11 protein-coding genes are annotated in these 23,384 nt (G+C 65.9%); 4 read left to right on the forward strand and 7 right to left on the reverse strand.

Going from position 1 to position 23,384, the window contains the following annotated elements:
* Positions 1-69: 69 nt before the first annotated feature.
* A complete protein-coding gene (locus H582_RS0108120) occupies positions 70-1,233 on the reverse strand; it encodes a glycosyltransferase family 4 protein (RefSeq protein WP_028598137.1) in 1,164 nt (387 codons plus the stop codon).
* A gap of 252 nt (positions 1,234-1,485) precedes the next feature.
* Between H582_RS0108120 and H582_RS26625 the strand changes: the two genes are divergently transcribed.
* Together H582_RS26625 and asd are read left to right on the forward strand one after the other, a co-directional pair.
* Complete coding sequence (locus H582_RS26625) at positions 1,486-2,271, forward strand: tryptophan-rich sensory protein (protein ID WP_052333074.1); 786 nt, start codon at positions 1,486-1,488, stop codon at positions 2,269-2,271.
* A 153-nt stretch (positions 2,272-2,424) separates the two neighbouring features.
* Entirely contained in the window at positions 2,425-3,210 is a 786-nt protein-coding gene (gene asd / locus H582_RS0108135; protein WP_028598139.1) for an archaetidylserine decarboxylase, read from the forward strand.
* 12 nt (positions 3,211-3,222) lie between these two features.
* On the opposite strand, the gene pdxR is transcribed toward asd, so the two are convergent.
* Complete coding sequence (gene pdxR, locus H582_RS0108140; protein ID WP_028598140.1) at positions 3,223-4,731, reverse strand: MocR-like pyridoxine biosynthesis transcription factor PdxR; 1,509 nt, start codon at positions 4,729-4,731, stop codon at positions 3,223-3,225.
* A 135-nt stretch (positions 4,732-4,866) separates the two neighbouring features.
* Here pdxR and H582_RS0108145 point away from each other — a divergent pair, with 135 nt between their 5' ends.
* Complete coding sequence (locus H582_RS0108145; RefSeq protein ID WP_028598141.1) at positions 4,867-5,505, forward strand: pyridoxamine 5'-phosphate oxidase family protein; 639 nt, start codon at positions 4,867-4,869, stop codon at positions 5,503-5,505.
* Between the two features lie 287 nt (positions 5,506-5,792).
* On the opposite strand, the gene H582_RS26630 is transcribed toward H582_RS0108145, so the two are convergent.
* The 3 genes from H582_RS26630 to H582_RS0108165 form a co-directional block, all read right to left on the reverse strand.
* Positions 5,793-10,097: a bifunctional 2',3'-cyclic-nucleotide 2'-phosphodiesterase/3'-nucleotidase gene (locus H582_RS26630; protein WP_052333075.1), complete on the reverse strand. Its 4,305-nt coding sequence runs from the start codon at positions 10,095-10,097 to the stop codon at positions 5,793-5,795.
* A gap of 345 nt (positions 10,098-10,442) precedes the next feature.
* On the reverse strand, positions 10,443-18,881 hold the full coding sequence (locus H582_RS26635; RefSeq protein WP_084136879.1) for a glycoside hydrolase family 94 protein: 8,439 nt from the start codon (positions 18,879-18,881) through the stop codon (positions 10,443-10,445).
* A gap of 81 nt (positions 18,882-18,962) precedes the next feature.
* Positions 18,963-19,748 (reverse strand): helix-turn-helix domain-containing protein, encoded by a 786-nt coding sequence (locus H582_RS0108165; protein ID WP_028598142.1) that lies wholly within the window; start codon positions 19,746-19,748, stop codon positions 18,963-18,965.
* 200 nt (positions 19,749-19,948) lie between these two features.
* Here H582_RS0108165 and H582_RS0108170 point away from each other — a divergent pair, with 200 nt between their 5' ends.
* Positions 19,949-21,256, forward strand: coding sequence for an aminotransferase class I/II-fold pyridoxal phosphate-dependent enzyme (locus H582_RS0108170; protein ID WP_028598143.1), 1,308 nt, complete (start codon positions 19,949-19,951; stop codon positions 21,254-21,256).
* A gap of 106 nt (positions 21,257-21,362) precedes the next feature.
* Here H582_RS0108170 and H582_RS0108175 read toward each other — a convergent pair whose 3' ends face one another.
* Both H582_RS0108175 and H582_RS0108180 read right to left on the reverse strand, forming a co-directional pair.
* On the reverse strand, positions 21,363-22,664 hold the full coding sequence (locus H582_RS0108175) for an ABC transporter permease (protein ID WP_127464555.1): 1,302 nt from the start codon (positions 22,662-22,664) through the stop codon (positions 21,363-21,365).
* Complete coding sequence (locus H582_RS0108180; RefSeq protein ID WP_028598145.1) at positions 22,606-23,382, reverse strand: ABC transporter ATP-binding protein; 777 nt, start codon at positions 23,380-23,382, stop codon at positions 22,606-22,608. The genes H582_RS0108175 and H582_RS0108180 overlap by 59 nt, the downstream gene beginning before the upstream one ends.
* Between the last annotated feature and the right edge of the window lie 2 nt (positions 23,383-23,384).

Below are 23,384 nucleotides of genomic sequence, written 5' to 3' on the forward strand. Positions count from 1 at the left end.
GTACAACCCGTTCCGCCCTGGTCCGCGGCTTCGCGTTCAGCCGCTGCGGCCGCCTCGCTCCCCGCTCGCTCAGGGCCGCTTCGCCGTTTCGGCCAGCACCTCCAGCCAGCGCCGGGCCGTCGCCTGCCAGGTGAAGCTCTGCTCCACCCGCGCCCGGCTCGCTCGGCCCATCCGCTCCCGCAGCTGGCTATCGCGAAGCAGCTCGAGCAGCCGGTCGCCCAGCTCCTGCTCGATCCGCGCCGGATCGGCGAGATACCCCGTCTCGCCGTCGACGACGATCTCGCGCATCCCGCCCGCGCGCGAGGCGACGACGGGGATGCCGCTGGCCATCGCCTCGACATTGACGAGGCCGAACGCCTCGCGCGCGCCGGAAGGCACGGCGGCCATATCCGCCGCCAGGAACCAGTCGGGCACCGCATCATGCGGCACGTACGGCACGAACTGCACATGCCCGCGCAGGCGGCGCCCGAGCCGCTGCAGCATGCGGCTGTAGCGAGTCGTCCGATGCGAGCCGTAGAACGGGCTGCCGACGACGACGAGCAGCACGCTCGGATGCTCGGCGATTAGGCGGGGCAGCACCCGCAGCAGGTGATGGACGCCTTTGAGCGGGATGACCCTTCCCATGAACAGCACGACGTCCCGCCCTTGCCAGCCCCGTGCCTGCCGCAGCCGCTCGCGCCGCGCCGCTCCCTCCGGCTTCCAGCGCGACAGGAAGCGCTCCGCGTCGACGCCGATGTGCACGACGCGCACCTTGGCCGCCGCCTCCGGCACGCGGCGCACCACCTCGTCCCGCAGGAACTCGCTGTTGACGATGATGCGCTCCGCTCTGCGGAAGCTTGCGCGAAGCCGCTCCCGGGCAATCGCGTCCGCGCCGATGAACGAGGTCGAGTGCAGGTTCAGCCAGATCCGTGTCGCCGGATGCCGCCTGCCGAGCGTCAGCACGTAGCCCGGCCGGTTCTCCACCTCGATCAGATCCGGTCCGAGCCGGCGCGCCGAGGCGCTTACCGCCCGCACGTAAGCGCCCTTGTCCTGCGCCGGATAGCGGACGCAGCGGACGCCGCCGACCTGCCCGATGCGGGCCAGCCCTTTCGCGCTGCGGCCGTAGATGACCGGCTCGACGTCGGCCGCGAGCCACGGCACCATTTTCTCCACGACGCGCTCGACCGAGCTGCTGCCTGCCGAGGGGATCGGGAACGACCCCGGCGTCACGAACGCGACCTTCTGCTTCGACACGAACCTCTCTCCTTGCTCTATCTCCATTCGATAGATGTCAGCTAGATTAAGCTATTCGAGCGGACGCGGACGCGTGAGGGTCAAGCGTCATGGAGGGACAGCCGCCGCTGCGAGTCTGCGCCGGGAGCAGCGCTAGCTCTAGCGCGACCGAGGTCCGACTGGGCTGGTTGATCCATGCCCTCTTCGGTGAATATATACCCGACAGTTAAAAAAACGATGTCGATGGAAGCATCGGCTACAAGGAGGATGTCCATGAACGCCATCTCTGCCCGCAGCGCCGCCACCCCCGTCTGGCTGCGCGCCGCCAACACGGCCGCCTACATCCTGATGATCGTCATGAACGCGCTGGCGACGCTGCTGCCGCTCGGCGGCAAGACGACCAGCGAGCTGTCGGACCAATATCCCGTGCTCATCACGCCTCCGGGCTATGTATTCTCGATCTGGAGCGTCATCTACGCGCTGCTCGCCGGCTTCATCGTCTACCAGTGGACGTCCGTCGGCGCCTCGCGCGAATCGGTGCGGCGCATCGGCCTGTGGTTCGTGCTGAACGGGCTGGCCAACTCCGCCTGGATCGTCGCCTGGCAGTACGAGCAGCTCGGCCTCAGCGTCGTCGTCATGCTGCTGCTGCTCGTCACGCTGATCGTCCTTTATCACCGCACGCAGCGGGCCGGCGGCCCGAAGGCTCCAGCCGGAGAGGCGCTGCTCGTGCAGCTGCCGTTCAGCCTCTATCTCGGCTGGATTTCGGTCGCAACGATCGTCAATGTGACCGTACTGCTGTACGACGCCGGATGGGATGGCTTCGGCCTCGGCGACACGGCCTGGCTGACGATCGGGATGCTCGCCGCCGCCATCGTCGGACTCGTCATCGGCTTCCTCTACCGCGATCCGTTCTTCGGGCTCGTCCAGGCCTGGGCGCTGAGCGGCATCGCGACCAAAAGCGAGCTTGCCTCCTCTTCGTCGACGCTCGCTTGGGCGCTCGCGGGCCTGCTCGTGCTGTCCTGCCTGCTCCAAGCCTGGAGAAGATGGGGCAGCGCCTAGAGCCTCGCGCGCTTTGCGCCCGACCTTGCCGGAGAGGCTCATTGATTCTTCTCTTCAATTATGGCAAACTAGTCGGGATGGCCTATGCGAGAGAGAGGAACGCCTTTCCTTGCTCCGCAGCAGACGGCCGCGAAAGGACGTGACTTCGGAGGCATGTGGACCTGGTTCTTCCGACATTTGACGGAGCTTGGCTCTCGCAAATGGCTCTCCCGCACGACGGGCAGGCTTGCCAAATCCCGAGCCAGCCGGGGCTTCATCCCCCGCTTTGCCCGCACTTACGGCATACGCGTCGAGGAAGCCGAGAAGGCTCTGCGCGACTATGCGACGCTTAACGAATTTTTCACCCGGCGCCTGAAGCCCGGCATGCGGACGATCGATCCGGCAGCCGACTCCGTCGCCAGTCCCGTGGATGCTCTCGTGACGGGAGCCGGTCCGATCGAGGACGGCACGATGCTCGGCATCAAGGGGCAGGACTATACGGTCGAGGAGCTGCTCGGCGGCTCCCCGCGCCTTGAAAACTACCGCGACGGCTACTACATCGTGCTTTATCTCAGCCCGACCGACTACCACCGGATCCATGTGCCGGTCGACGGCTCGATCATCGAGCGCGAGCATCTGCCGGGACGTGTCTATCCGGTCAACGAGTTCGGCCTCACGCGCATGAAGAGAGTGCTCAGCCGCAACGAACGCCTCGTCACGTATTTGACCCATGGCTCTCGGGAGCTCGCCATCGTCAAAGTCGGCGCGCTCAACGTCAGCAGCATCCGCTATGCGGAGCCTCAGCGCTCCAAAGCGGTCAAAGGAGACGAGCTCGCCTACTTCGAGTTCGGCTCCACCGTCGTCCTGCTGTTCCAGGACGACAGCTTCATCCCTCGCGAGGACCTGGCCGTCGGCCTCAAGGTCCGCATGGGCGAACGTCTCGGACAGCTGGCTCCTTGAGCCGGCTTTTTTTTATTCCCGCTTTGCCGACCGCCACGCCTCCGCCAGCCGCTTCATCCCCTCCCCGATCTCCTCCTCCGTCAAATGGGCGAAGCCGAACAAGGCTCCCGGCTCGGGATGCTTCGTCTCGCCCGGCTGCGCAGTCCAGTACTTGCGGCCGTCGCTCCATCCGATCTTCCGCTCCTGCGCCAGCCGCAGCAGCCGCTCGTAGCGATCCTCTCCCGCCGTCCACGTCGCGTACTGATGCAGTCCGGCATGAGCCGGCGACCAGCGGAACGGCTGCCCCGACAGCGACGCCAGCCCTGCGTGCAGCGCCGACAGCCTCCGCCGGTACTGCCTGCGGATGCGCCCCAGATGGCGGGCGTAGCGTCCTTCCTGAAGAAAGCGCGCCAGCGCGAGCTGCTCGAGCTGCCCGGACGAATACGGCTCGTAGAACGACTTGGCGCGGACGAGCCGCGACACGAGCCACGGAGGCGCGACCGCGTAGCCGATCCGCAGCCCGCTGTACATGGTCCTGGAAAAGCTGCCGAGATAGACGACGCGCCCCTGGGCGTCCATCGCCTTGAGCGGCTCGCCCGGCCTGCCGGTGTAGCGGAACTCGCCGTCGTAGTCGTCCTCCAGCAGCAGCGCCCCTCTTCGCTCGGCCCAGGCCAGCAGCTCCGCTCGCCGCGAAGCGGGCAGCACTGCGCCGGTCGGGAACTGGCGGTTCGGCGTCACGGCGGCCAGCGACGCGTCCCAATCATCCGGCACGATTCCGAGCTCGTCGATCTTTGCGCCCAGCACCTCCGCGCCGGCCGCGAGCGCCGCTTCCCGGATGCCGCCATACCCCGGATTCTCCATGACGAAGCGCTCTCCCGGACCGATCAGCGTCTGCAGCAGCAGCGCCAGCGCCTGCTTGGAGCCGCTCGTCACGACGATGTTCGCCGGATCCGCATGGATGCCCCGCTCACGCCTCAGCAGCGCCGCGATCGCCTCCCTCAGCTCCGGGCTGCCCGCCGGCGTCAGCTCACGGCCTCCATCCTCCAGCGGCCGCTCCAGCGACTGTCGGACCGCGGCATAGAGCGCCTGCTTCCATTCGCCGGCTGGGAACAGCCGAAAGTCCGTCCGGCCCGACGCGAATCGCTGCGCGGCAGCCTCGAGGCTGTCCGCCGCATCGGGCAAAGCGGCCGGCGAAGCCGCCTCGAGCCGCTTGAACCAATCGCTGCCGCATGAGCGGGCTTGCGGCCCGATCGGCTCCTGCTCGCGCTCCTGGCCTTGTCGCAGGACGCCGGCCTCGTAGGCGGCATAGGTGCCGCTGCCTTGCTCGGCTTCCACATAACCTTCCGCCCGCAGCATGTCGTACACCTGGCTGACCGTGCCGCGGGAGAGGCCGTACAGCTCCGCCATGCGGCGCGTGCTAGGCAGACGTTCGCCGCTGGCCGATCCTCCGTCCAGAATCTGCGCCTTCAGCGATTCATACAGAGCCTCGCGCTTGCTTCTTCCTTCTTCCAGCAGCCGCTCGTAGGCGAGCCTCGGTTCCATGCGCCTCATCCTTTCCGCGACAAAGTGGTCTAATGAATTTACTATAAACCGGATCTTTTCCATTTGCCACTTTTCCCTTACCTTTAGCAGCAGAGGGCAGAGGAAATGCACGCTGCCGGGAGAGGAAGAGACAAGATGAGAAGAAAAGAATTCGATCAAAGCCGCGACCAGGCGGAGCTGGAAGCCTTCTTGCAGGAGATGAGCTTCGGGTTTCTGGCGTCGGTCCGTCCCGACGGAACGCCCGGCATTACGCCGCTGAACTTTGTGTACCGGAACGGCTCGCTCTACTTCCACGGCAGCCGCGCCGGCGAAAAAATCAAGAGCCTGAAGGCAAACGAGCAGGTTTCCTTCTGCGTCGCCCGGGAATATGCGCTGATCCCGTCTTACTTCGAGGATCCGGAGCTCGCATGCCCGGCGACAGCCTATTTCAAGTCCGTCCTGCTGCGGGGCACGGCGTCGCTCGTCGAGGATCTGGAAGAGAAGGCGGATGCGCTGCAGGCGATGATGGCCAAGCTCCAGCCGGAAGGCGGGCATGAGCCGATCCGGGCGGACGACGCGCGCTATCGGGGCAATCTGAAGGGCGTGGCGGTCATCCGCCTGAATGTCGAGCACATCAGCGCCAAGTTCAAGTTCGGCCAGAACCTGACCGAGCCCAAGCGGGAAGCCGTAGCAGGCCAGCTCGAGCGGCGCGGCTGTCCGTTCGACCACGAGACGGCTGAGCTGATGCGGCGTTACGCGCCGGATGGAGACGGACAGCCGCAGCCCGCGGAGTAGCAGGCTCAGTCGGAGAGCAGCAGGCTCGGCTCGGAGAGCAGCAGGCTCGGCTTGGAGAGCGACAGGCGCAGCTCGGAGAGCAGCACGCTCGGCTCGCGGAGCAGCAGGCTCGGCTCGGAGCGGCAGGCTCGGCTCGGAGAGCGGCAGCAGCCCGCCTCCGCTGCTTTGCCGGAGCTCGGGCGAGTCGCGCTCCCCGGACTGGAACGGCACGCCGGGCAGCAGACAAAAAAAGCTCCGTCCCACCCGAAAGGGGAACGGAGCTTTCTGTATTGCGGAATGAAGCTCGATTAGGAGACTTGACCCAGCACGCGGTCGAGGATGACGGCCGCTTGAGCGCGGGTCGCCATGCCTTTCGGCGCGAAGGTTCCATCGCCCATGCCGTTCAGGATGCCGGATTTAACCAGCTGAGCGACAGCGTTCTGAGCGTAGGAGCCGATTTTCGCCTTGTCTTTGAATGCGGACAGAGCGTCCTTGTCGACCGGCTGCTCCTTGCCCGCATACTTGAGGGCATTGGCGACCATGATCGCCATCTCCTCGCGGGTAATGTCGCGGTTCGGCTCGAACTTGCCGTTGCCGCTGCCTTGAACGAGGCCGGCCTGGACGGCTGCGGCGATGTAGCTGCCGTACCATGCATCCGACTTGACGTCGTTGAAGGACGTCGAGGAGGAGGTCAGGTCAAGCTGCAGAGCGCGTGCGATCATCGCGATGAACTGAGCGCGCGTCACTTCTTCGGCTGGAGCGAACTTGCCGTCGCCCATGCCGTTGATGATGCCCAGAGCAGCCAGCTTCTGGATCGCAGCGACAGCCCAAGTGTACTTGGCGATGTCGCCGAACTCAGGAGCCGCGCTTGGTGCAGGCGTAGCCGATGGTGCCGGCGTCGCGCTCGGAGCCGGCGTCGCGCTTGGAGAAGCGGACGGGCTTGCCGTAGGCGTCGGCGTCGCGGACGGATTCCATGGCGTCGGCGTCGAAGTCGCTTCCTTCACGTTCGTGATGCGTCCTTCGATCTTGGCGGTGATTTGGCCGCCTTTGAATGTCTTCACGATATAGTTGTAGAACTCGTCCAGGTCGATTGGACCCGGTACAGACGATTTGGCTTCGGTCAGCACTTTGTAGTTGTCGCCGCCGGCAGCCATGAAGTTGTTGACGACAGCCGTATATTCCTTGCCGTCCTCGATCGGCGTGCCGTCCGTCAGAGTCAGGCTATCGACTCGCTCGGCGACAGGCTTGTACATCAGAGCCGTATACTTGAGGCCGGAAATCTGCAGCGTCTTCGTATTGGCGGAGCCGTCCTGGTTCGTACCCCATTGCTGCTCCAGCAGCTTCTTCACTTGAGCGCCCGTAAGCGTCAGCTTGACGAGCGTATTGCCGAACGGCTGGACTTTCGCCAGGTCGCCGAACTTCACGTCGCCTTTCGGCAGGTCGGCGCGGATGCCGCCCGGATTCATGAAGGCGAAGTCCGCTGCGCTCTTGCCGTCGCCGAAGTCGGCGTGGCGCATGGCGTCTGCGATCAGGTTGCCCAGCGGCGCTTCATTGTTGTACGCGTCCGTACGGACGATGGAGCCGTCCGTCGTGCCGACCGGCTTGGTCAGCTCCGGATGCAGATCCAGGTATTTATTGACGAGCGCGACCGTATCCGCATCCGGCGTCTTGCCGGCGTGGAACGTTGTCGAGACGACAGCGGATTTTTCTTTGACATCGCCCGTCTTGGCATCGATGACGAGCTTGATGTCTTCGTACGCCGTACCGTAGGAATAAGCTTGGACGATCAGCTTGCCGTTGACTTCCTGATTGGCGAGAGCATGGTCGTCGCCGGCGACGATGACGTCGATCGGGGAGTCGGCCGGCAGCGCCTTCGCCAGATCGACGGCTTCTCCGACCGTCACGGTCGCCTTTCCGTCCACAAAGGTCGTTTTGGCCGGATCATGCGCCAGCACGACGATCGTCTGTACGCCTTGGTCTTGCAGCGCTTTGGCATAGGCGTTGACCGCTTTTACTTCCTCGGATGCTTCCATGAAGCGCACGCCTTCCGTTCCGGACGGAGCGACCTTGTTCGGCGTGGACTTCGTAACGAGGCCGATGAAGCCGATCTTGACGCCGCCGACTTCTTTCACGACGTAAGGCTCGATAAGCGTCTTGCCCGTTTCCGTGACGATGACGTTGCCGTTGACGTAGTCGAAGTCGACGCCGCCATGCACGACATTTTTATTCTTCGGATCTTGGCCGCCATACAGCTGCGCCTTCAGAGCGTCGACGCCTTGGTCGAACTCATGGTTGCCCAGAGAGCCGATGTCGAATTGCATCATGTTCAGCCATTCCAGCGTCGGCTTGTCGCGCTCCAGCGACGATACTGGAGCCGATGCGCCGACGGAGTCGCCGTTATGGAACAGGATCGTCGGCTTGCCTTCCGCCGCGTATTTCGCGCGGGCTTCCTTGAGGTAGGTCGCCAGGATGGCGGCCGTGCCCGCAGGCTTGCTGCTGACCAGAGATTCGGTATCCAGCTGGCCGTGCAGGTCATTGATGCCGAGCAGGTGGACCTCCACGTCGGAAGTCGCCTGCACGAACGGCTTCTTCAGCTTCTCCAGCTTGAAGATGCCGAAGCCTTTGTCATTGTTCGTTTCCGTGTAGGTAATGCCCTGGCTCAGGGCAGTTGCCGCTTTAGGCGTCGAAGTGAACGTCACATTGACGTTGCCCTCGATCGGCTGCAGCGACCAGTTGCCGTCTGCCGTCGGATTGATCGTTCCTTTTTCGACGATATAGTCCATCAGCACCTGGCGGTTCTCGTCCTGGGAGTCGACGATCAGCTGAGCGCCTTTGACGCCAGGGAAGTTGCCGCCGCCGCTTGCGCGGTAATTGTTCGTGACGACGATGAAGTCCTGGTTCGGGTCAAGCGGCTGGCCGTTGTACGTCAGTTCAGTGACGCGGCTGGAGCCCGGGTTGAGCGGCTTGCCGTTCGGGTCGTACTTGGCCGGCTTGGTGACGTCGTACTTGTAGTTCACGCCGTCGATGACGTCGAAGTTGTACACGGCGAAGGCCGGGTTCAGCAGCGACTGGGCCGTCGTCTTGCGGGGGCTGATCGTGTTGAACGCGCCTGCGCTCATCTCCAGCCATTCCTTGACGACCGAGCCTTTGACCTTGATCGCCTTGAGCGTGTTGTCGTACAGATACAGGTCGCTCGCGCTGCGGATCGTCAGATCGCCGGCAGCGATGTCCGTATATTCATCCGGACCGTTGCGTCCCGCCTTGAACGGCGCGCCGACGCTCAGGATCGGCAGATCCTTGTAGACGGAGTCGTTCACGGTCAGGTAGTTCTGGACGTACCATTTTTGAGCGTCCGTCACGGCCTGGACCGTCGGATCGTCCTGCACCATCGCGAAGAAGCTGTTCATCGCGGCGCTTGTCGTGCCGAGCTTCGCGCCTGTGTAGGCGATGGTCGCGTTGTGGGCGGCCGCTGCGAGCTGTTGTACCTGAAGGTCAGGAGCAACAGTCGAGGAGTTCACCTTGTCGACCGTTTTGAAGATCGACTTCGTCGAGGTCTTGGAAGCCGCTTTGTCGACGACCCATTTGCCGCCGCTTTGCACGACTTTGAGGTCGATCAGGCCGATGTTGTTGCCGCCGTAGCCGGCTTGCACGGCCGGCGTGCCGTTGATATGGCCGTTGACGTTGTCAACCTTAACCGCAGCCGTGTTGAAAGGCTTGCTCGTGCTCGGATCCTTGAAGCTGGCGTCGAGCGCCGCTTCCGTCGCCGCCGGGAATACTTTATGGGAGTGAGAGAACGTGACGGCGTCGATGCCGGGAACTTTCGTCAGGGCATTGACCGCGTTCTCTTCGCCTGCGCCTTCCGGAGCTGTCGCGTCGAAGCCCGTATGCGCCAGGGCGATGACGACATCCGCGCCTGCCGCGCGTACGATCGGAGCGAATTTCGCCGCCGTCGTGCTGATGTCTTCCGTATAGACCTTGCCTTCGAGGTTGACCTTGTCCCACTCCATGATCTGCGGCGTGACGAGGCCGATCAGGCCGACCTTGATCGTCTGCTCATTGTTGTTGGAGTCTTTCACTTTCTTTTCCAGGATGACATAAGGCTCGAAGGCATTTTCATCGTTGGATTTGTCGTTGTCGCCGTCAACTTTGTAGATGTTGGCATTGACGTAAGGGAAGGCTGCGCCCGGGAGATTCTTGTAGACGCCTTCCGCCACCGTGCGGTCGAGGAAGTCGAGGCCGTAGTTAAACTCATGGTTGCCGAACGTAGCCGCATCGTACTTGAGATAGTTCATGACCGCCATCATCGGATGGATGGCCTGAGGATTCGTCTTCAAGTCCGAATGCTTGGCCATATAGGTGCCGAGCGGCGTGCCTTGGATCAAGTCTCCATTGTCCACGAGCAGCGTATTTCCATTGCGGTTCTCATTGATCAGCGTCGCGGCGCGGTCCAGGCCGACCGTGATCGAAGCGGCGTTTTTGAAATAATCCCAGCCGTAGACGTTCGTATGAATGTCCGTCGTGCTCAAGACGCGAAGATCGATCGTCGCGTCAGCAGCCGCCTCCGCCGTTCCCGTGAACAGCACGGCTCCGCCAAGAACCTGCGCGGACAGCACATGCCGCCAGCACGGAAGCGGTCGGTTTGTTCCATTTCGGCTTCCATCTCATAAAGTGATGAGTCCTCCCTTTTTGTTTCTTGCCTCGACATTATACCAACAGAGGAAAATCGAAAATCATAGAAATCATAAAATATTCGTTGAGGTTATGTAAAGAAAAATATCACTAGTCAAAGAAAAATGACGAATATGAATAAAAATCCATCCTTATACATCGCTTTTTTTGTATACCGAAAAGATCGTTTTCCTTTTCGCATGGCAATCGAAACGCGCCATATCAAGAAAAAACAACCCTGCAGCGCCTGAAGGCGTTGCAAGGTTGTTCATTCCCCCTTGAACCGATGTTCAATATTTATGCATCGAGTCGATGTCAGATTCCGTCACGCGACGCTCCAGCACCAGGGTGATGCGGTGATGGCCGCCATCATCCGGAAGCGGAATCCGCGCCTCCGCGGACGCTTCGGACGGCTGCCCGCCGTTCATGACGACGACCGCCTCCGAGGCGTTCAGGCGATGCGGATTGAGCACGCGGATGTCCAGCCGGGACGTTCCGATGCGGTAGCGGATCGCATAGGAAGGCCACTCCGCCGGAATGCGCGGACGCACGATCAGCTCGCGCCCCTCGCGGCTGAGCCCGAGAATCCACTCCAGCCCAGCCTGGTACATCCAGCCCGAAGCGCCGGTGTACCACGTCCAGCCCGCTTTGCCGCCGTAGGTGTCGGTCGTGTAGACGTCCGCCGCCATGACGTAAGGCTCGCCGCCGTAGCGGCGCACGTCGCCGGGAGACTTGGCGTGGCTGACCGGATTGAGCAGGCGGAACAGCTCCGCCGCCTTGCCGCCCTCGCCGAGCGCGCTCCACGCGACGATGCTCCAGATGACGCCGTGCGTATACTGGGCGCCGTTCTCGCGCAGTCCCGGTGGATAGCCTTGGATATATCCGGGCGTCGGCTCGGTCTTGTCGAACGCCGGCGTCAGCAGCCGCGCCAGCATGAGGCCGCGGTCGACGAGCTCCCGGTCGAACGATCCCATCGCCTTGCGCGCCCGCTCCGGAGGCGCGCCTCCGGAGATGACGGACCAGGACTGGGCGATGGCGTCGATCCTGCATTCCCGCGCTTCGTTCGTGCCGATCCAGACGCCTTCGTCGGTGCAGGCGCGGCGGTACCATTCCCCGTCCCACGCATGCTCGTTGATCGCCGCCATGATCCGCTCGCGCTCCTTGCGGTAATGGGCCGCGCGGACCTCGTCGCCCATCCGCAGGCAGACCGGAGCGAACTTTTCCAGCACGACGCACAGGAACCATCCGAGCCACACACTCTCGCCCCTGCCCTCGTCGCCGATCGAGTTCATGCCGTCGTTCCAGTCGCCGATGCCCATCAGCGGAATGCCGTGGCGGCCGGCGGTCAGCCCCTTCTCGATCGCGCGCACGCAGTGCTCGTAAAGCGTGCCCTCCTCGCCGGAAAGCACGGTCGCCTCGTAGCGCTCATGCTCCTCCTCGGAGAGCGGCTCGCTCGTCAGATAAGGGGCTCGTTCCCCGAAGACGTCCCAGTCGTCGGTGAAAACGGCGTAGCGCGCCGACGCGTACGGCAGCCAGAGCAGATCGTCGGTGTACTTGGTGCGGATGCCCTTGTGCGTCTCCTCATGCCACCAGTGCTGCACGTCCCCCTCCAGGTACTGATGCGAGGCGTTGAGCAGCAGCTGCCGGCGCGTCAGGTCGGGCCGCGCATGGAGCAGCGAGAGCGAGTCCTGCAGCTGGTCGCGGAAGCCGTACGCGCCGCCCGCCTGGAAAAAGGCGGTGCGGGCCCAGACGCGGCAGCTCAGCGCCTGGTACAGCAGCCAGCCGTTCAGCAGCAAGTCCATTTCCTTGTCCGGCGTCTCCACCTCGATGCCGCCGAGCAGCTCCCGCCAGTGCGCCTCCGAGGCGGGCAGCACGGCCTCGCAGGCTTCGGGCGATGCATATTTGCGAGCGAGGCCGAGCGCCTCTTCCCGCGTTCCGCCCGCGCCGAGCACGACGTACATCCGCCGTTCCTCGCCCGGAGCGAGCACAAGCTCCCTCCGCACGACGCCGCAGCTGTCCGCCGCCGCTCCCGCGCGCCCGCCGAGGGCGGCCCGGCCCATTCCCGCCGGACAATACGGCCCGTGCCCGCGGCCGATGAATTCCCTGCGGTCATCCGTATAGTCCGCCGGCATGCCGCCATCCCCCGCGCCGTCCGCCGTCACCAGCAGGAACGCCTCGGCATCGCGGAACGTCTCCTGGTAAGCGTTGCGGGCCAGCAGCGCCTCCGCCTCCGCGTCCCACTCCGTGGCGATCGCCTGGACGCCGCCCGTGCTGACGCCGAGCACCCAGGCGCAATAGGCGGTCGCCGACAGCCGGCGCGGCCGGCCGGAGTCGTTGCGCAGCCGCAGCTCGGTCACTTTGACCGGATCCTGCGGATGCACGGCGACGCTCGCCTCCTGCGTCAGCCCTTCCATGCGGGTCAGCAGCCGCGTGAACCCGCGTCCATGCTCGATGCGGAACTCGCGCGCCTCGCCCGGAGCAGGAGACGCGGTCCAGAACTTGCCGCTCTCCTCGTCGCGGACGTAGATCAGCTCGCCGGCCGGATCGACGACAGGGTCGTTGGACCACGGACTGAGCTTGAACTCGCGGCTGTTGCTGAACCAGCTGTAGCCCGTGCCCCGCTCCGTGACGAGCGTGCCGAAGCGCGGATTCGCGATGACGTTGCTCCAAGGCACCGGCAGCGGCTGGCCCGGCTGCAGCCGGATGACGTAGTTCCCCCCGTCCGGGCGGAATCCGCCCCAGCCGTTGAAGAACAGCAGCTCCTCCTCCGGCTCGAGCGGCAGCGCCGAGATGCCCGTCCGCTTGCGCGTCTCCAGCGCGGCTTCGTCCCAGTCGACTAGCTGCAGCGCGAACGAGTCCGGCGGCAAGCCGACGACGTCACGCTCCGATTCGGGAATGCGTTCTCGTTCTATTCCTTCCATTAAAAGGTCGCGATTCGAATAACTATTTCGATCCGCTTCCGGAAGAACGACCCGCAGCTGCGCGCCGAGGCTCGGTCCGTCCGCCCGCAGCGTGACGCGCGCCGCCGTCTCCAGCAGCAGCGCCTGCTCCTCCGTCAGCCTCGACGAGGCGATCGGGTACAAGCCTCCTCCGACCGCATACGGCGGATAGGACACCGCCGATTGGACCGCCAGCAGCAAGGCGTCCTGCAGCGCCTGCTGGTAGCCCTCGCCGCTTTCGTTCAGCAGCACGAGGTCGAACGCGAGGCCGAGCCGGCGCAGGTAGCCGTGGCCGTTCACCAGCCTCGTCGCGAACGGCATGTCCGCGGCGTCCTCGATGCGCAGCAGCACGATCGGCAAATCGCCGGACAGGCCGAGCGGCCACAGTCCCGGCTGACCGAGGCGGTTGCGGCGGATCGCTTCGGCGCGCTCCTTGGCTTGCGGCGGAGCGTACAGGACCCGTCCGGCCAGCATCTGCATCGCCGCAGCCTCGGCCTCGTCCAGCCGATGCTGCCGCAGCGCGATGGCGCTAAGCGTCCAAGCGAGCTCGAACGCGGCTTCCCGCTTGCCGGGCGCGAGCAGCTCGCGCACGAGCTGCAGCGCTTCGCCGCGCGAGGCGGCCAGGCCGCTCACCGCGGTCAGCACCGTCCGCGCGCCAGGCTCGAGACGCAGCTTGCGGCGCATGACGAACGCTGGATCGAGCACCGCTCCGGTCGAGCCTTCGAGCTTCTCGTCCGCGCAGCGCGGAGCGGCAAGCGAGTGGCCGCGGCCGATGAACTTCGCGCGGTCCGTCTCGTATTCCGCCGGTCCGACCGCTTCGGGTCCGGCATGAAGCATGTGCACCGCCCACAGCGGCTTCTCCTCCTGCGAGCGCGGCCTCCGCCAGGCGAGCAGCGCGCCGCTCGCCTCGTCCCGGGACGTCTGCACGAACAGCTTGCTGAACGCCGGATGCGCATCGTCGACGGAGGGCGGCGCAAGCGCGAGCTCCACATAAGTGGTCACCTCGAGAAGACGCGTTTCGCGGCTTTCATTCTCCAGCGTCAGCGTCCGGATCTCCGCCGCATGCTCCGGCGCGACGACGATCGCCATCTCGCAGCTGACGCCGCCCTCGCTGCGCCGGAACTCGGCGCGGTCAAGCCGGAAGCGCGCGCTCGCGCCGCTGCCCTCGCTGCCGACGGGATAAAAGCTGGGCGACCAGAACAGCCCCCCGCTCAGATCGCGGATGTAGACGGCCGGCCCGTACGCCGGCACCACCGCGTCCTCCCGCCAGCGCGTGAAGGACAGGCCCTCGCTGCGCAGCTGGCCCGTGCCGTCGGCCGTCACGAAGGACGTGAACGTGCCGTTGGACAGCACGCAGGCTTCCGGCACCGCGGTCACCGGATGCTCGAACATGCGCGTGCCTCGGCCGTCCTCGGCCGGAGCCGTGCGGGACGCGCCCGAGCGCAGCGCCTGCGGAGCGATGACCGTCGCCCGGTCCGGCAGCCGCTCCTGCAGCAGCAGCTCCGCCGCCTGGACGCGCGGATCGGCATGGAAGCGGTCGACCATCGAGACGTCGAGCAGCAGATTGCCGAGCGTCATCAGGCTCATGCCCTGATGATGCGCCATGAAGCTTTTTACGACTCGATGGCCGGTCCCGTCCGGCAGCCGCGACGGCTGCAGGTCGACGGCCTCGTAAAAGCCGTATTTGCCCCTCGCGCCCATCCGCTCGAAGCGCTCCAGGTTGTCCATGCCCTCGGCCGGGTCCCATGGCAGCGCCATGACTGCCGCATACGGGGCGAGCACGAGCTCCTTGTCCAGCCCGCGCTGGAAGCCGAGGCCCGGCACGCCGAACGCGCGGTACTGATAGTTCATGTCGTAGTCGAATCCGTAGTAGCCCGATTCGGAAATGCCGTACGGCACGTCCTTCGACCGGGCATAGTCCTTTTGCCGCTGGACGACGGCCCGGTACGTGCTGTCCCAGAGGGAGCCGCGATACGTGCGCATGAGCAGCGCCGGCATCAGGTACTCGAACATCGTGCCCGACCAGCTGAGCAGCGCCGGCCGCCGGCCGATCACCGTCAGCGAGCGGCCGAGGCGGAACCAATGCGACGCGGGCAGCTGGCCTTGCGCGATCGCGAGGAAGCTCGCCTGCCGCGCTTCCGAGGCGAGCAGGTCGTACAGGATGTCGTCTCGCCGATCCTGATCGGCATGGTAGCCGAGCGCGAGCAGCTGCGCCTCGCTGTTGTAGAGCGGCCGGAAGTCCGTCTCGCGCGCGTAGGCGTCGAGCCGCATCGCCAGTCGGGCCGCTTCGTCCGTCCAGGGACCGCTCTCGCGGGCGGCGTATTCCTCCACGCCGGCCTTGGCCGCGATCAGATAGGCGACGAGGTTGCCGGAGTCGACCGTGGACACGTACCGCGGATGGAGAGGCTGCAGCGTCGTCGTATCGTACCAGTTGAACAGATGCCCGTGCCATCGCTCCATCCGCTCGAGCGTATCCATCGTGCGGCTCATCCGCTCGATCATCTCGGAGCTGGCGATGAAGCCGAAGTCGCGCGCCGTCACCGTGCAGGCGAGCATGAGCCCGATGTTCGTCGGCGACGTGCGATGCGCGACCCCGCGGTCAGGCTCGAGCTGCACGTTGTCCGGCGGCAGCCAATGATCCTGTTCGCCGGCGAAGTCGGCATAATAGCTCCAGATCGAGGCGGCGAGCGCGCGCAGCTCCTGCCGCTCCTCCGCTTGCAGGCGCGGCTCCGAAACGGACGGACGGCCGTTCAGCCACGTAGCGGCAAGCGGCGCGGCCAGCCAGGCGACAGCCAGGATCGCGCTCAGCGCGAGCAGGCCGGACGGCGCTCCGGATAGCCATGCCGCGGCAGGCACGAGCAGCGCCAGCGCCGTGCCGGAAGCGCGGAACGCCAGCAGCCGGCGGTCGGACGCGCGCTCGATGTCGGCGGCGCTTTTCCACTCGAGCAGCCTCCGGCGGCTGATGCCGGTCCGATACAGCGTGCGCGCGATCGCATCGGCCATGAGCGCCGTCTGATACGGCAGCAGGATCAGCAGCAGCAGCGACTGCAGCAGCGAGGCGCCGAGCCGGCCCGGATGGCGCAGCACGTACGCCGGCGCGGCGAGCGCCTGCAGCAACGGCAGCAGCGCCGTCAGCAGGGCGGCCGCCAGCAGCGCGGCGCGGGAGCCCGCCGGCAGCAAAGGCGCGAGCAGCGCGATCATATACAGGGCCGGCGGCATGAGGCTGCGGCGCAGGTTGTCGACGATCTGCCAGCGCGTGATCGGCCCGAGATCGACCGGCCGCGGCGTGCCCGCGCAGTCGCGCACCTGGCGCTTCAGCCAGCAGAGCAGCTGCCAGTCGCCGCGCACCCAGCGGTGCAGGCGCAGCTGCCACGCGCGCAGGCTCGCCGGATGGCTGTCTACGAGCTCGATGTCGGACAGCAGCCCGCCCCGCAGGAAGCCCCCTTCGAGCAGATCGTGGCTGAGCACCGTATTGTCGGGGATGCGCTCGCTCAGCAGGCGGCGGAACAGTCCGGCATGGAAGATGCCTTTGCCCGTGAAGATGCCTTCGCCGACGCCGTCCTGATACGGATCCGACACCGCGAAGGCGTACGGGTCGATGCCCGGCGTGCCGGCCCAGAGCGCGGCGAGGCGCGAGGACGAGGCGCTGTCGCTGCTGATCGCGATTCGCGGCTGCAGCACCGCATAGCCTTCCTTGACGCGGGTGCCGGCCGCGTTCAGGCGCGGCGCGTTGTACGGCAGATGCATCGTGCCGACCATGCGCTGGGCGCTGCCGAACGGCAGCTGCGTGTCCGCGTCGAGCGTGATGACGTAAGCGATGCGGGCGTAGACGGAGGCGTCGGATTCGCGATGCGTGAATGTCGTGCCTTCGTCTCCGGCGAGCAGCCGGGCGAGCTCGACGACTTTGCCGCGCTTGCGCTCCCACCCCATCCAGACGCCCTCCGCCTCGTTCCAGACGCGCCGCCGCTGCAGCAGGTGGAACGTCGTGCCGTCCTCGCCGTACTTGCGGTTCAGCCGGCGGATCTCCCCGGCAGCGAGCTCGACCAGCTCGGCGTCGCCGCTCGCATGCTCCTTCGGCGCATCGGCGAAGTCGCCGAGCAGCGCGAAGTGGAAGCGGCCGTCGCGATTGGCGAGATAATGGAGCTCCAGCCTGCGGGCGAGCTGGCGCACTTCCTCCTCCGTCGACCAAATGACCGGAATGACGATCAGCGTGGAAGCGTCCTCCGCTACCCCGTCCGCATAATCGTAGCGCAGCAGCGGACGCGTCGGCATCGTCCGGCCGATCGCGCCGTGCAGCAGCGCGACCGCCCATTCCGAGGCCGGCAGCAGGAGCAGCAGCGCCGCCCCCAGCCACATCCATGCCGTCCATGCCTGGACGGATGCCCCGCGGACGAGCAGCAGCAGCGCCGCGGCGCAGAGGGCGAACGAGCCGGCCAGCAGCGTCAAATAGACCGCGCTGCGGCGGCGCAGCAGGCCCGTCTCCGGCAAACGCCGTGAGCGGACGGAGCTGCAGATCTCGACGCGCAGCCGATGCCGGCCCTCGGGCTCGAGCAAGTAGTAGGCCGCGTACGCCGCGCGCGGCGGCAATCCTGCCGCCGGATCGTCTTGCGGAGCAAGCGCTGCGGTCGCGGCGATAGGCCGTCCTGCAGCGGACGACTCTCGCGCCGCCGCATCCGCCAAGAAGCTCTCGCCGGTCGCCTTCGCCGCATCGGCGTCGCGGCCGCCCGTCCGTCCGCGCGCCTGCTGCGCCGGCACAGCCTCCGGCAGCGGGCCGGCCGCTGCCGCCAGCGCCTCGGCCGCCAGCCGCACGGCATGCTCGGCGACGAGCTTCTCCGGCAGGCCGAGCCGCGCCGCCAGGCGCGACGCCGCGCCGCGCAGCGTCGCGCGGCTCTCGGCGTCGAGGCGCGGATACATGCCGCTCGCTTCGCCGCGCAGCACGCGCTCGGTCACGCTCAGCTCCTCGAGCAGCCGCTCCCAAGGCGTTCGCTCGGCAGCCCGCAGGCTGCCGATGAGACGGCCCGCCTGCATCTGATAGGATGCCTGCAGGCGCGTCTCGTAAGCGTTCAGCCGGGCGAGGCTCTCGCTGCCGTTGTCGAGCCGCAGCAGCAGCCAACGCCGCACCTCCTCGGAGTCATCCGCCCACTCCCGCAGTCGGGCGACGAGATGAGCGACGACCGCTCCCGAAAGCGCAATGTCGCGTCCGGCGCGGTCGAGCGCCTCGGTCAGGCTCAGCGCGTCCGGACGGCCCTTGGCGGAGATGGCGGCGCGCAGGATGCGCTCGGACGCCATGCAGGCGTCATGCCTCTGCCCGACCTCGCGGAATACTTCCGAGAGGCGGCGGAACAGGCAGCAGCGCAGCGCCAGGGGCAGCGCCCACGTCTCGGCGAGCGACAGCACGGATACTTCCTGGTAGGCATCGAGATAAGTCCGGAAGGTCGCGGAATCGTACTGGCCCGAGACGGCGTCCAGATAACCGTCGCAGACCGCCTCGGCGCGCGTATGGCCCGAGCGCCGGATCCAGGGCAGCCGGCTCAATCCGCCCTGCCGCAGCTCCTGCTCGGCATGATAGCCTTGCTCCTGGATGAATTCGGCATGGTCCAGCAGCCATTCCGCGGCAGGCTGGACGCAGCCGTCCTCGCCGCTCTGGCGGAGCCGGTCCGCGAAGCCGGTCATCGAGGCCAGCTGCCGGCCGAGCGCTTTGCGCTGGCGGACGGGCGAGCGCCCCCTCGCCGTATCGTGGGTCAAGGCAAGCTCCCGGGCCGCCTTGATGATCAAATCCATAGTCGTCATGATTCCCCCTGGGTAGCCTGAAGTGTACTTCAACTAAATATTCCCAAGGGGGGACGATTTTATAAAAAAAAGATCCGGCGGCTACCGGATCTCGGACGGACTTTTGCCCGTGTACTGCTTGAATTGGCGGCTGAAAAAAAAGATGTCGCGGTAGCCGAGCGCGTCGGCCACCTCGGTCACGTTCATGCCGCCGTGCATGAGCAGATGCTGCGCCCGCTCGATGCGGGTGCGGATCATGTACGTCTGGACGGGGATCCCGATGATCTCCTTGAACTTGATGCTGAAATACCTCGGCGAAAGGCCCGCGCGGCCCGCCAGATCCTCGACGCGATGGGAGATGCCGGGATTTTGACGGATGTAGTTGGCGATCTCCTGGATCGCCTCCGTCAGCTGGTTGCTCGCCTTGCGCTCCACCGGAGCCTGGCGGTCGTCCCGCAGCAGATGGATCATCAGCTGCTTGAGGAGGAGCCTCGCCTCCTCCTCGGCGGCGAACAGCTGGACGAGGAACAGGCGCACGTAGCGCGAGAGGAGGTATTCGAATTCCACCGTATCTTCGAGGACGCGGTGACGGGCGGGCACCTCGCCGGGGTCGCCCTCGACATCGAAGTGGATGTAGGTCAGGACGAGCGGCTTTTGCGGGTTGTGGACCGCGCTCGTATAGTCGCCGGGGCGGAACAGGAAGCAGCTGCCGGCCTCGAGCGGATAAGGCTCGTTGTTCAGCAGCAGCTCTCCTTCCCCGCTCCAGACATAGAACAGGTCGTAGTTTGCCATCGGCTTGTCCCGGCGGGGCCATTTCCAATTCGGCTCGCAGACGATCTTGGCGAAGGATGGAAGCAGGACGAACGATGAGGGCGGTACGTGCAGCATGTAGACCTCCCCGGTTTCACGGTACGTTTTTCGTCATCATACCTTACTGGAGCGACCTCCGGCAAGAAGCAGAAAGAATGCTTTTTGTCCCTCCCCGGCAAGGTCATAAAATGGTATAATGACACCCGAACGCCAATGCCTGCCGGGACTGCGCCGACGCGGCCCGGACACATCGACCCTGGAAGGACGGAAGAGGAATCATGAATCCACTTGCCCAGCAGTTGAACGCCGCGCTGGAAAAAGGCAACGCCCATGTGTACGCCATGCTGTCCGGACTTGGACGGCAGCTGTATTTCCCGAAGGAGGGCATCCTGAGCCAGTCCGCCGAGGCCAAGACCAAGGCCCGGAAGTTCAACGCCACGATCGGCATCGCCACGGAGAACGGCGTCCCGATGCATCTGAAGCTGATTCAAGACACGCTGTCCGCCTATGATCCGAAGGATCTTTACGAATACGCTCCGCCTGCGGGCAAGCCCGAGCTGCGCTCCGCCTGGCGCGAGAAGATGATCGTGGAGAATCCCTCGCTCCAGGGCCGCTCGTTCGGCAGCCCGATCGCGACGAACGCGCTGACGCACGGCCTGAGCATCGTCGCGGACCTGTTCGCGGACGCCGGCGACGCCGTCGTCATCCCGGACAAGAACTGGGAGAACTACGAGCTGACCTTCGGCGTGCGCCGCGGCGCCGAGATCGTCGAATATCCGCTGTACGCCGCGGACGGCCGCTTCAACGCCGACGGCCTGCGCGAAGCGCTGCTCGCCCGGCGGGACAAGGGCAAGGCGATCGTCATCCTCAACTTCCCGAACAATCCGACCGGCTACACGCCGGACCGCGACGAGTGCGAAGCGATCGTGGCGGCGCTTCTGGCCGCGGCGGAAGCCGGCATCCGCATCGTCGCCGTCACCGACGACGCCTACTTCGGGCTCTTCTTCGAAGAATCCGTGCACGAGTCGCTGTTCGGCCGCCTGGCGGGGCTCCATGAGCGCATCCTGCCGGTCAAGATCGACGGCGCGACCAAGGAAGAGTACGTCTGGGGCTTCCGCGTCGGCTTCATCACGTACGCCTCCGACTCCGCCGACGTGCTGGCCGCCCTGGAGCAAAAGACGCTCGGCATCATCCGCTCCACCATCTCCAGCGGGCCGCATCCGTCGCAGACGTTCATCCTGCATGCGCTGCGGCATCCCGACTTCGAAGCCCAGAAGGCCGAGAAGTACGCCATCATGAAAAGCCGCGCGAGCCGCGTCAAGCAGCTGCTCGACAGCGGCCGCTACGACGGCGCGTGGAGCTACTATCCGTTCAACTCGGGGTACTTCATGTGCCTGCGGCTCGAGGACGTCAGCGCCGAAGCGGTGCGCCAGCGCCTGCTGAACGCCTACGAGATCGGCACGATCGCGCTCGGCGATACGGATCTGCGCGTCGCGTTCTCCTGCACTGAAGAAGCGAACCTGGAGGATCTGTTCGACGCGATCCATCAGGCTGTCCAGGACATCCGTCAAGGCATCACGACCTGATCGGAGCCGGGCGGCGTCGGCCTCGATGCGACGCCGCTCGAGCGAGCAGGCAGGCAAGGCAAAAAAAGGCTGTCCCCGAGTCGCTCGGGAACAGCCTTTTTTTCGTTCAATCCTCCTCGTCCTCGCGCTGCTGCCGCTTGAGCAGCCGCCGGGGACGAAGCAGCACGTACACGGCTGCCAGCAAGGCCGCGGCGGCCGGCGCGGCAACGAGGCCGGCCGCGAGCAGCGGCACGCCGGCGGCCAGCCAGAGCAGCGCCGCCACGACCGTCAGCGCGCCGCGGTCGACTGCCGCCGCCGAGCGCAGCCGGCCGCTCTCCGGCAGCGGATACACATGCCGCCAGACGACATGGCGATGCCACCCTGTCAGCGCCGCCGACTGCAAGCCTGCGATCAGCAGGAACAGCAGCGCGCAAGCCGCGGCCGCCCAGCCGTCCAGCCAGCCGCTTTCGCCGAGCCAATAGCAGCAAAGCATGCCGAGCAGCGTCATCCGCAGCAGCATGCCGCCCAGCTCGGTGCGGGCGATGCTCAGGCTGTACAGGTAGGTGTAGGTGCTGCGCTTGCGCAGCGGGACCCTGGACGCGATCCACGACAGCCACGGACGCGAGCGCACGCTCGGCTGCAGCGACGGCACCTCGGTGAACCAGCCGAAAAAGCGGATATAGCGGCTCTCCGTCCGCCGCTCCTCCTCGATCAGCCGCTCCCACGGCAGCGCGATCCGCTTCGGCAAGCGCGAAGCGGCCCACCACAGCAGCGCCGCCGGCGCGGATACGAACGCCGCCGTCAATGCGTGCTCCTCCAGCCAGACGTAGAGCAGCCAGACGGTGATCGCCAGCCGCAGCAGCTTGAGCGCAGTCCGGCTCGCGCTCCAGGCGATCTGCCGCTCTCGCCAGGCGGCCGCCGCCGCCAGCGCCTTGAGCGCCAGCACTGCCGCCAGCGCCGGCAGCAGCTCCGGCGTCCAATTCGTCAGCTCGTCTGCCGGCACACGGGCGCGGATCGGCCAATAAAGGAGCAGGACGGCGGCAGCGAGCACGAGTCCGCCGGGCAGCGTATGCAGCCAGGAGCGCCTCAAATAGCCTTTCATCGCTGCCTCGCGAGGCAGGAGAAAAACGACATCGGCCGGCTGCAGCCAAGTGCGCATCGGATTCCAGTACAGCGCCGGCGTCAGCAGCAGCGTGCCGAGCGCGGCGGCGGGGAAATCCGCGGGAATGCGCTCAAGCAGGCCGGCATAGGAAGCCGAGCCGACGATAATCAGCGCGAACAGCGCCAGCGGCAAGCCGCTGCGGGCCATGTCGCCGAGATACGGCAGGCAGTCCTTGTAAAACGCCAGCGCCCGCCGGCGCCATTCGCGGTCAAGCCCCGCGTCCATCGGCGTCACTCTCCTCCACGACGCGGTAGAAGATCTCTTCAAGGGTATCTCCTTCCGCCCCTCGCGACATCCGCACCTCGTCCATCGTGCCCATCTCCCGGATGCGGCCTCCATGCAGCAGCATGAAGCGGTCGCAGTACGTCTCTACCGTCGACAGGATATGCGTGCTCATGAGGATCGCGGCGCCTTTGGCGCGCTCCTCCGTCAGACGGTCGAGCAGCGAGCGGATGCCGAGCGGATCCAGGCCGAGGAACGGCTCGTCGATGATGTACAGTGCCGGCTGGGCCAGCAGCGCGTTCATGAGCATCACCTTCTGCTTCATGCCCTTGGACAGATGGGCCGCGCGCGCTCCGCGCTTCGGCCCCATGCGGAACTCCTCCAGCAGCCGGTCGCGCCGCTCGGCGTACCGCTTCTCGTCGAGGCCGTACGCCATCGCGGTCAGCCGCAGATGCTCCTCCACGGTCAGCTCCTCGAACAGCACCGGCGCCTCCGGCACATAGGCGTAGGAGCCGCGGTAGCGCTCCGGATCCGCCTCCAGCGTCGTCCCGCCGATCTTGACTTCTCCGCGATGCGGGGCCATCAGGCCGAGCAGATGCTTGACCGTCGTGCTCTTGCCCGCGCCGTTCAGTCCGATCAGGCCCATCATCTCCCCTGCGCGGACCGTAAAGTCCAGCTCATGCAGCACCGGACGGCGCGGGCTGTAGCCGCCGGTCAGCCCTTTCACCTGGAGCACCTCCGCCCCAGCCTGGAACTCGCTCATCG

The sequence above is a fragment of the Paenibacillus pasadenensis DSM 19293 genome (assembly GCF_000422485.1).
Lineage (GTDB): Bacteria > Bacillota > Bacilli > Paenibacillales > Paenibacillaceae > Paenibacillus_O > Paenibacillus_O pasadenensis.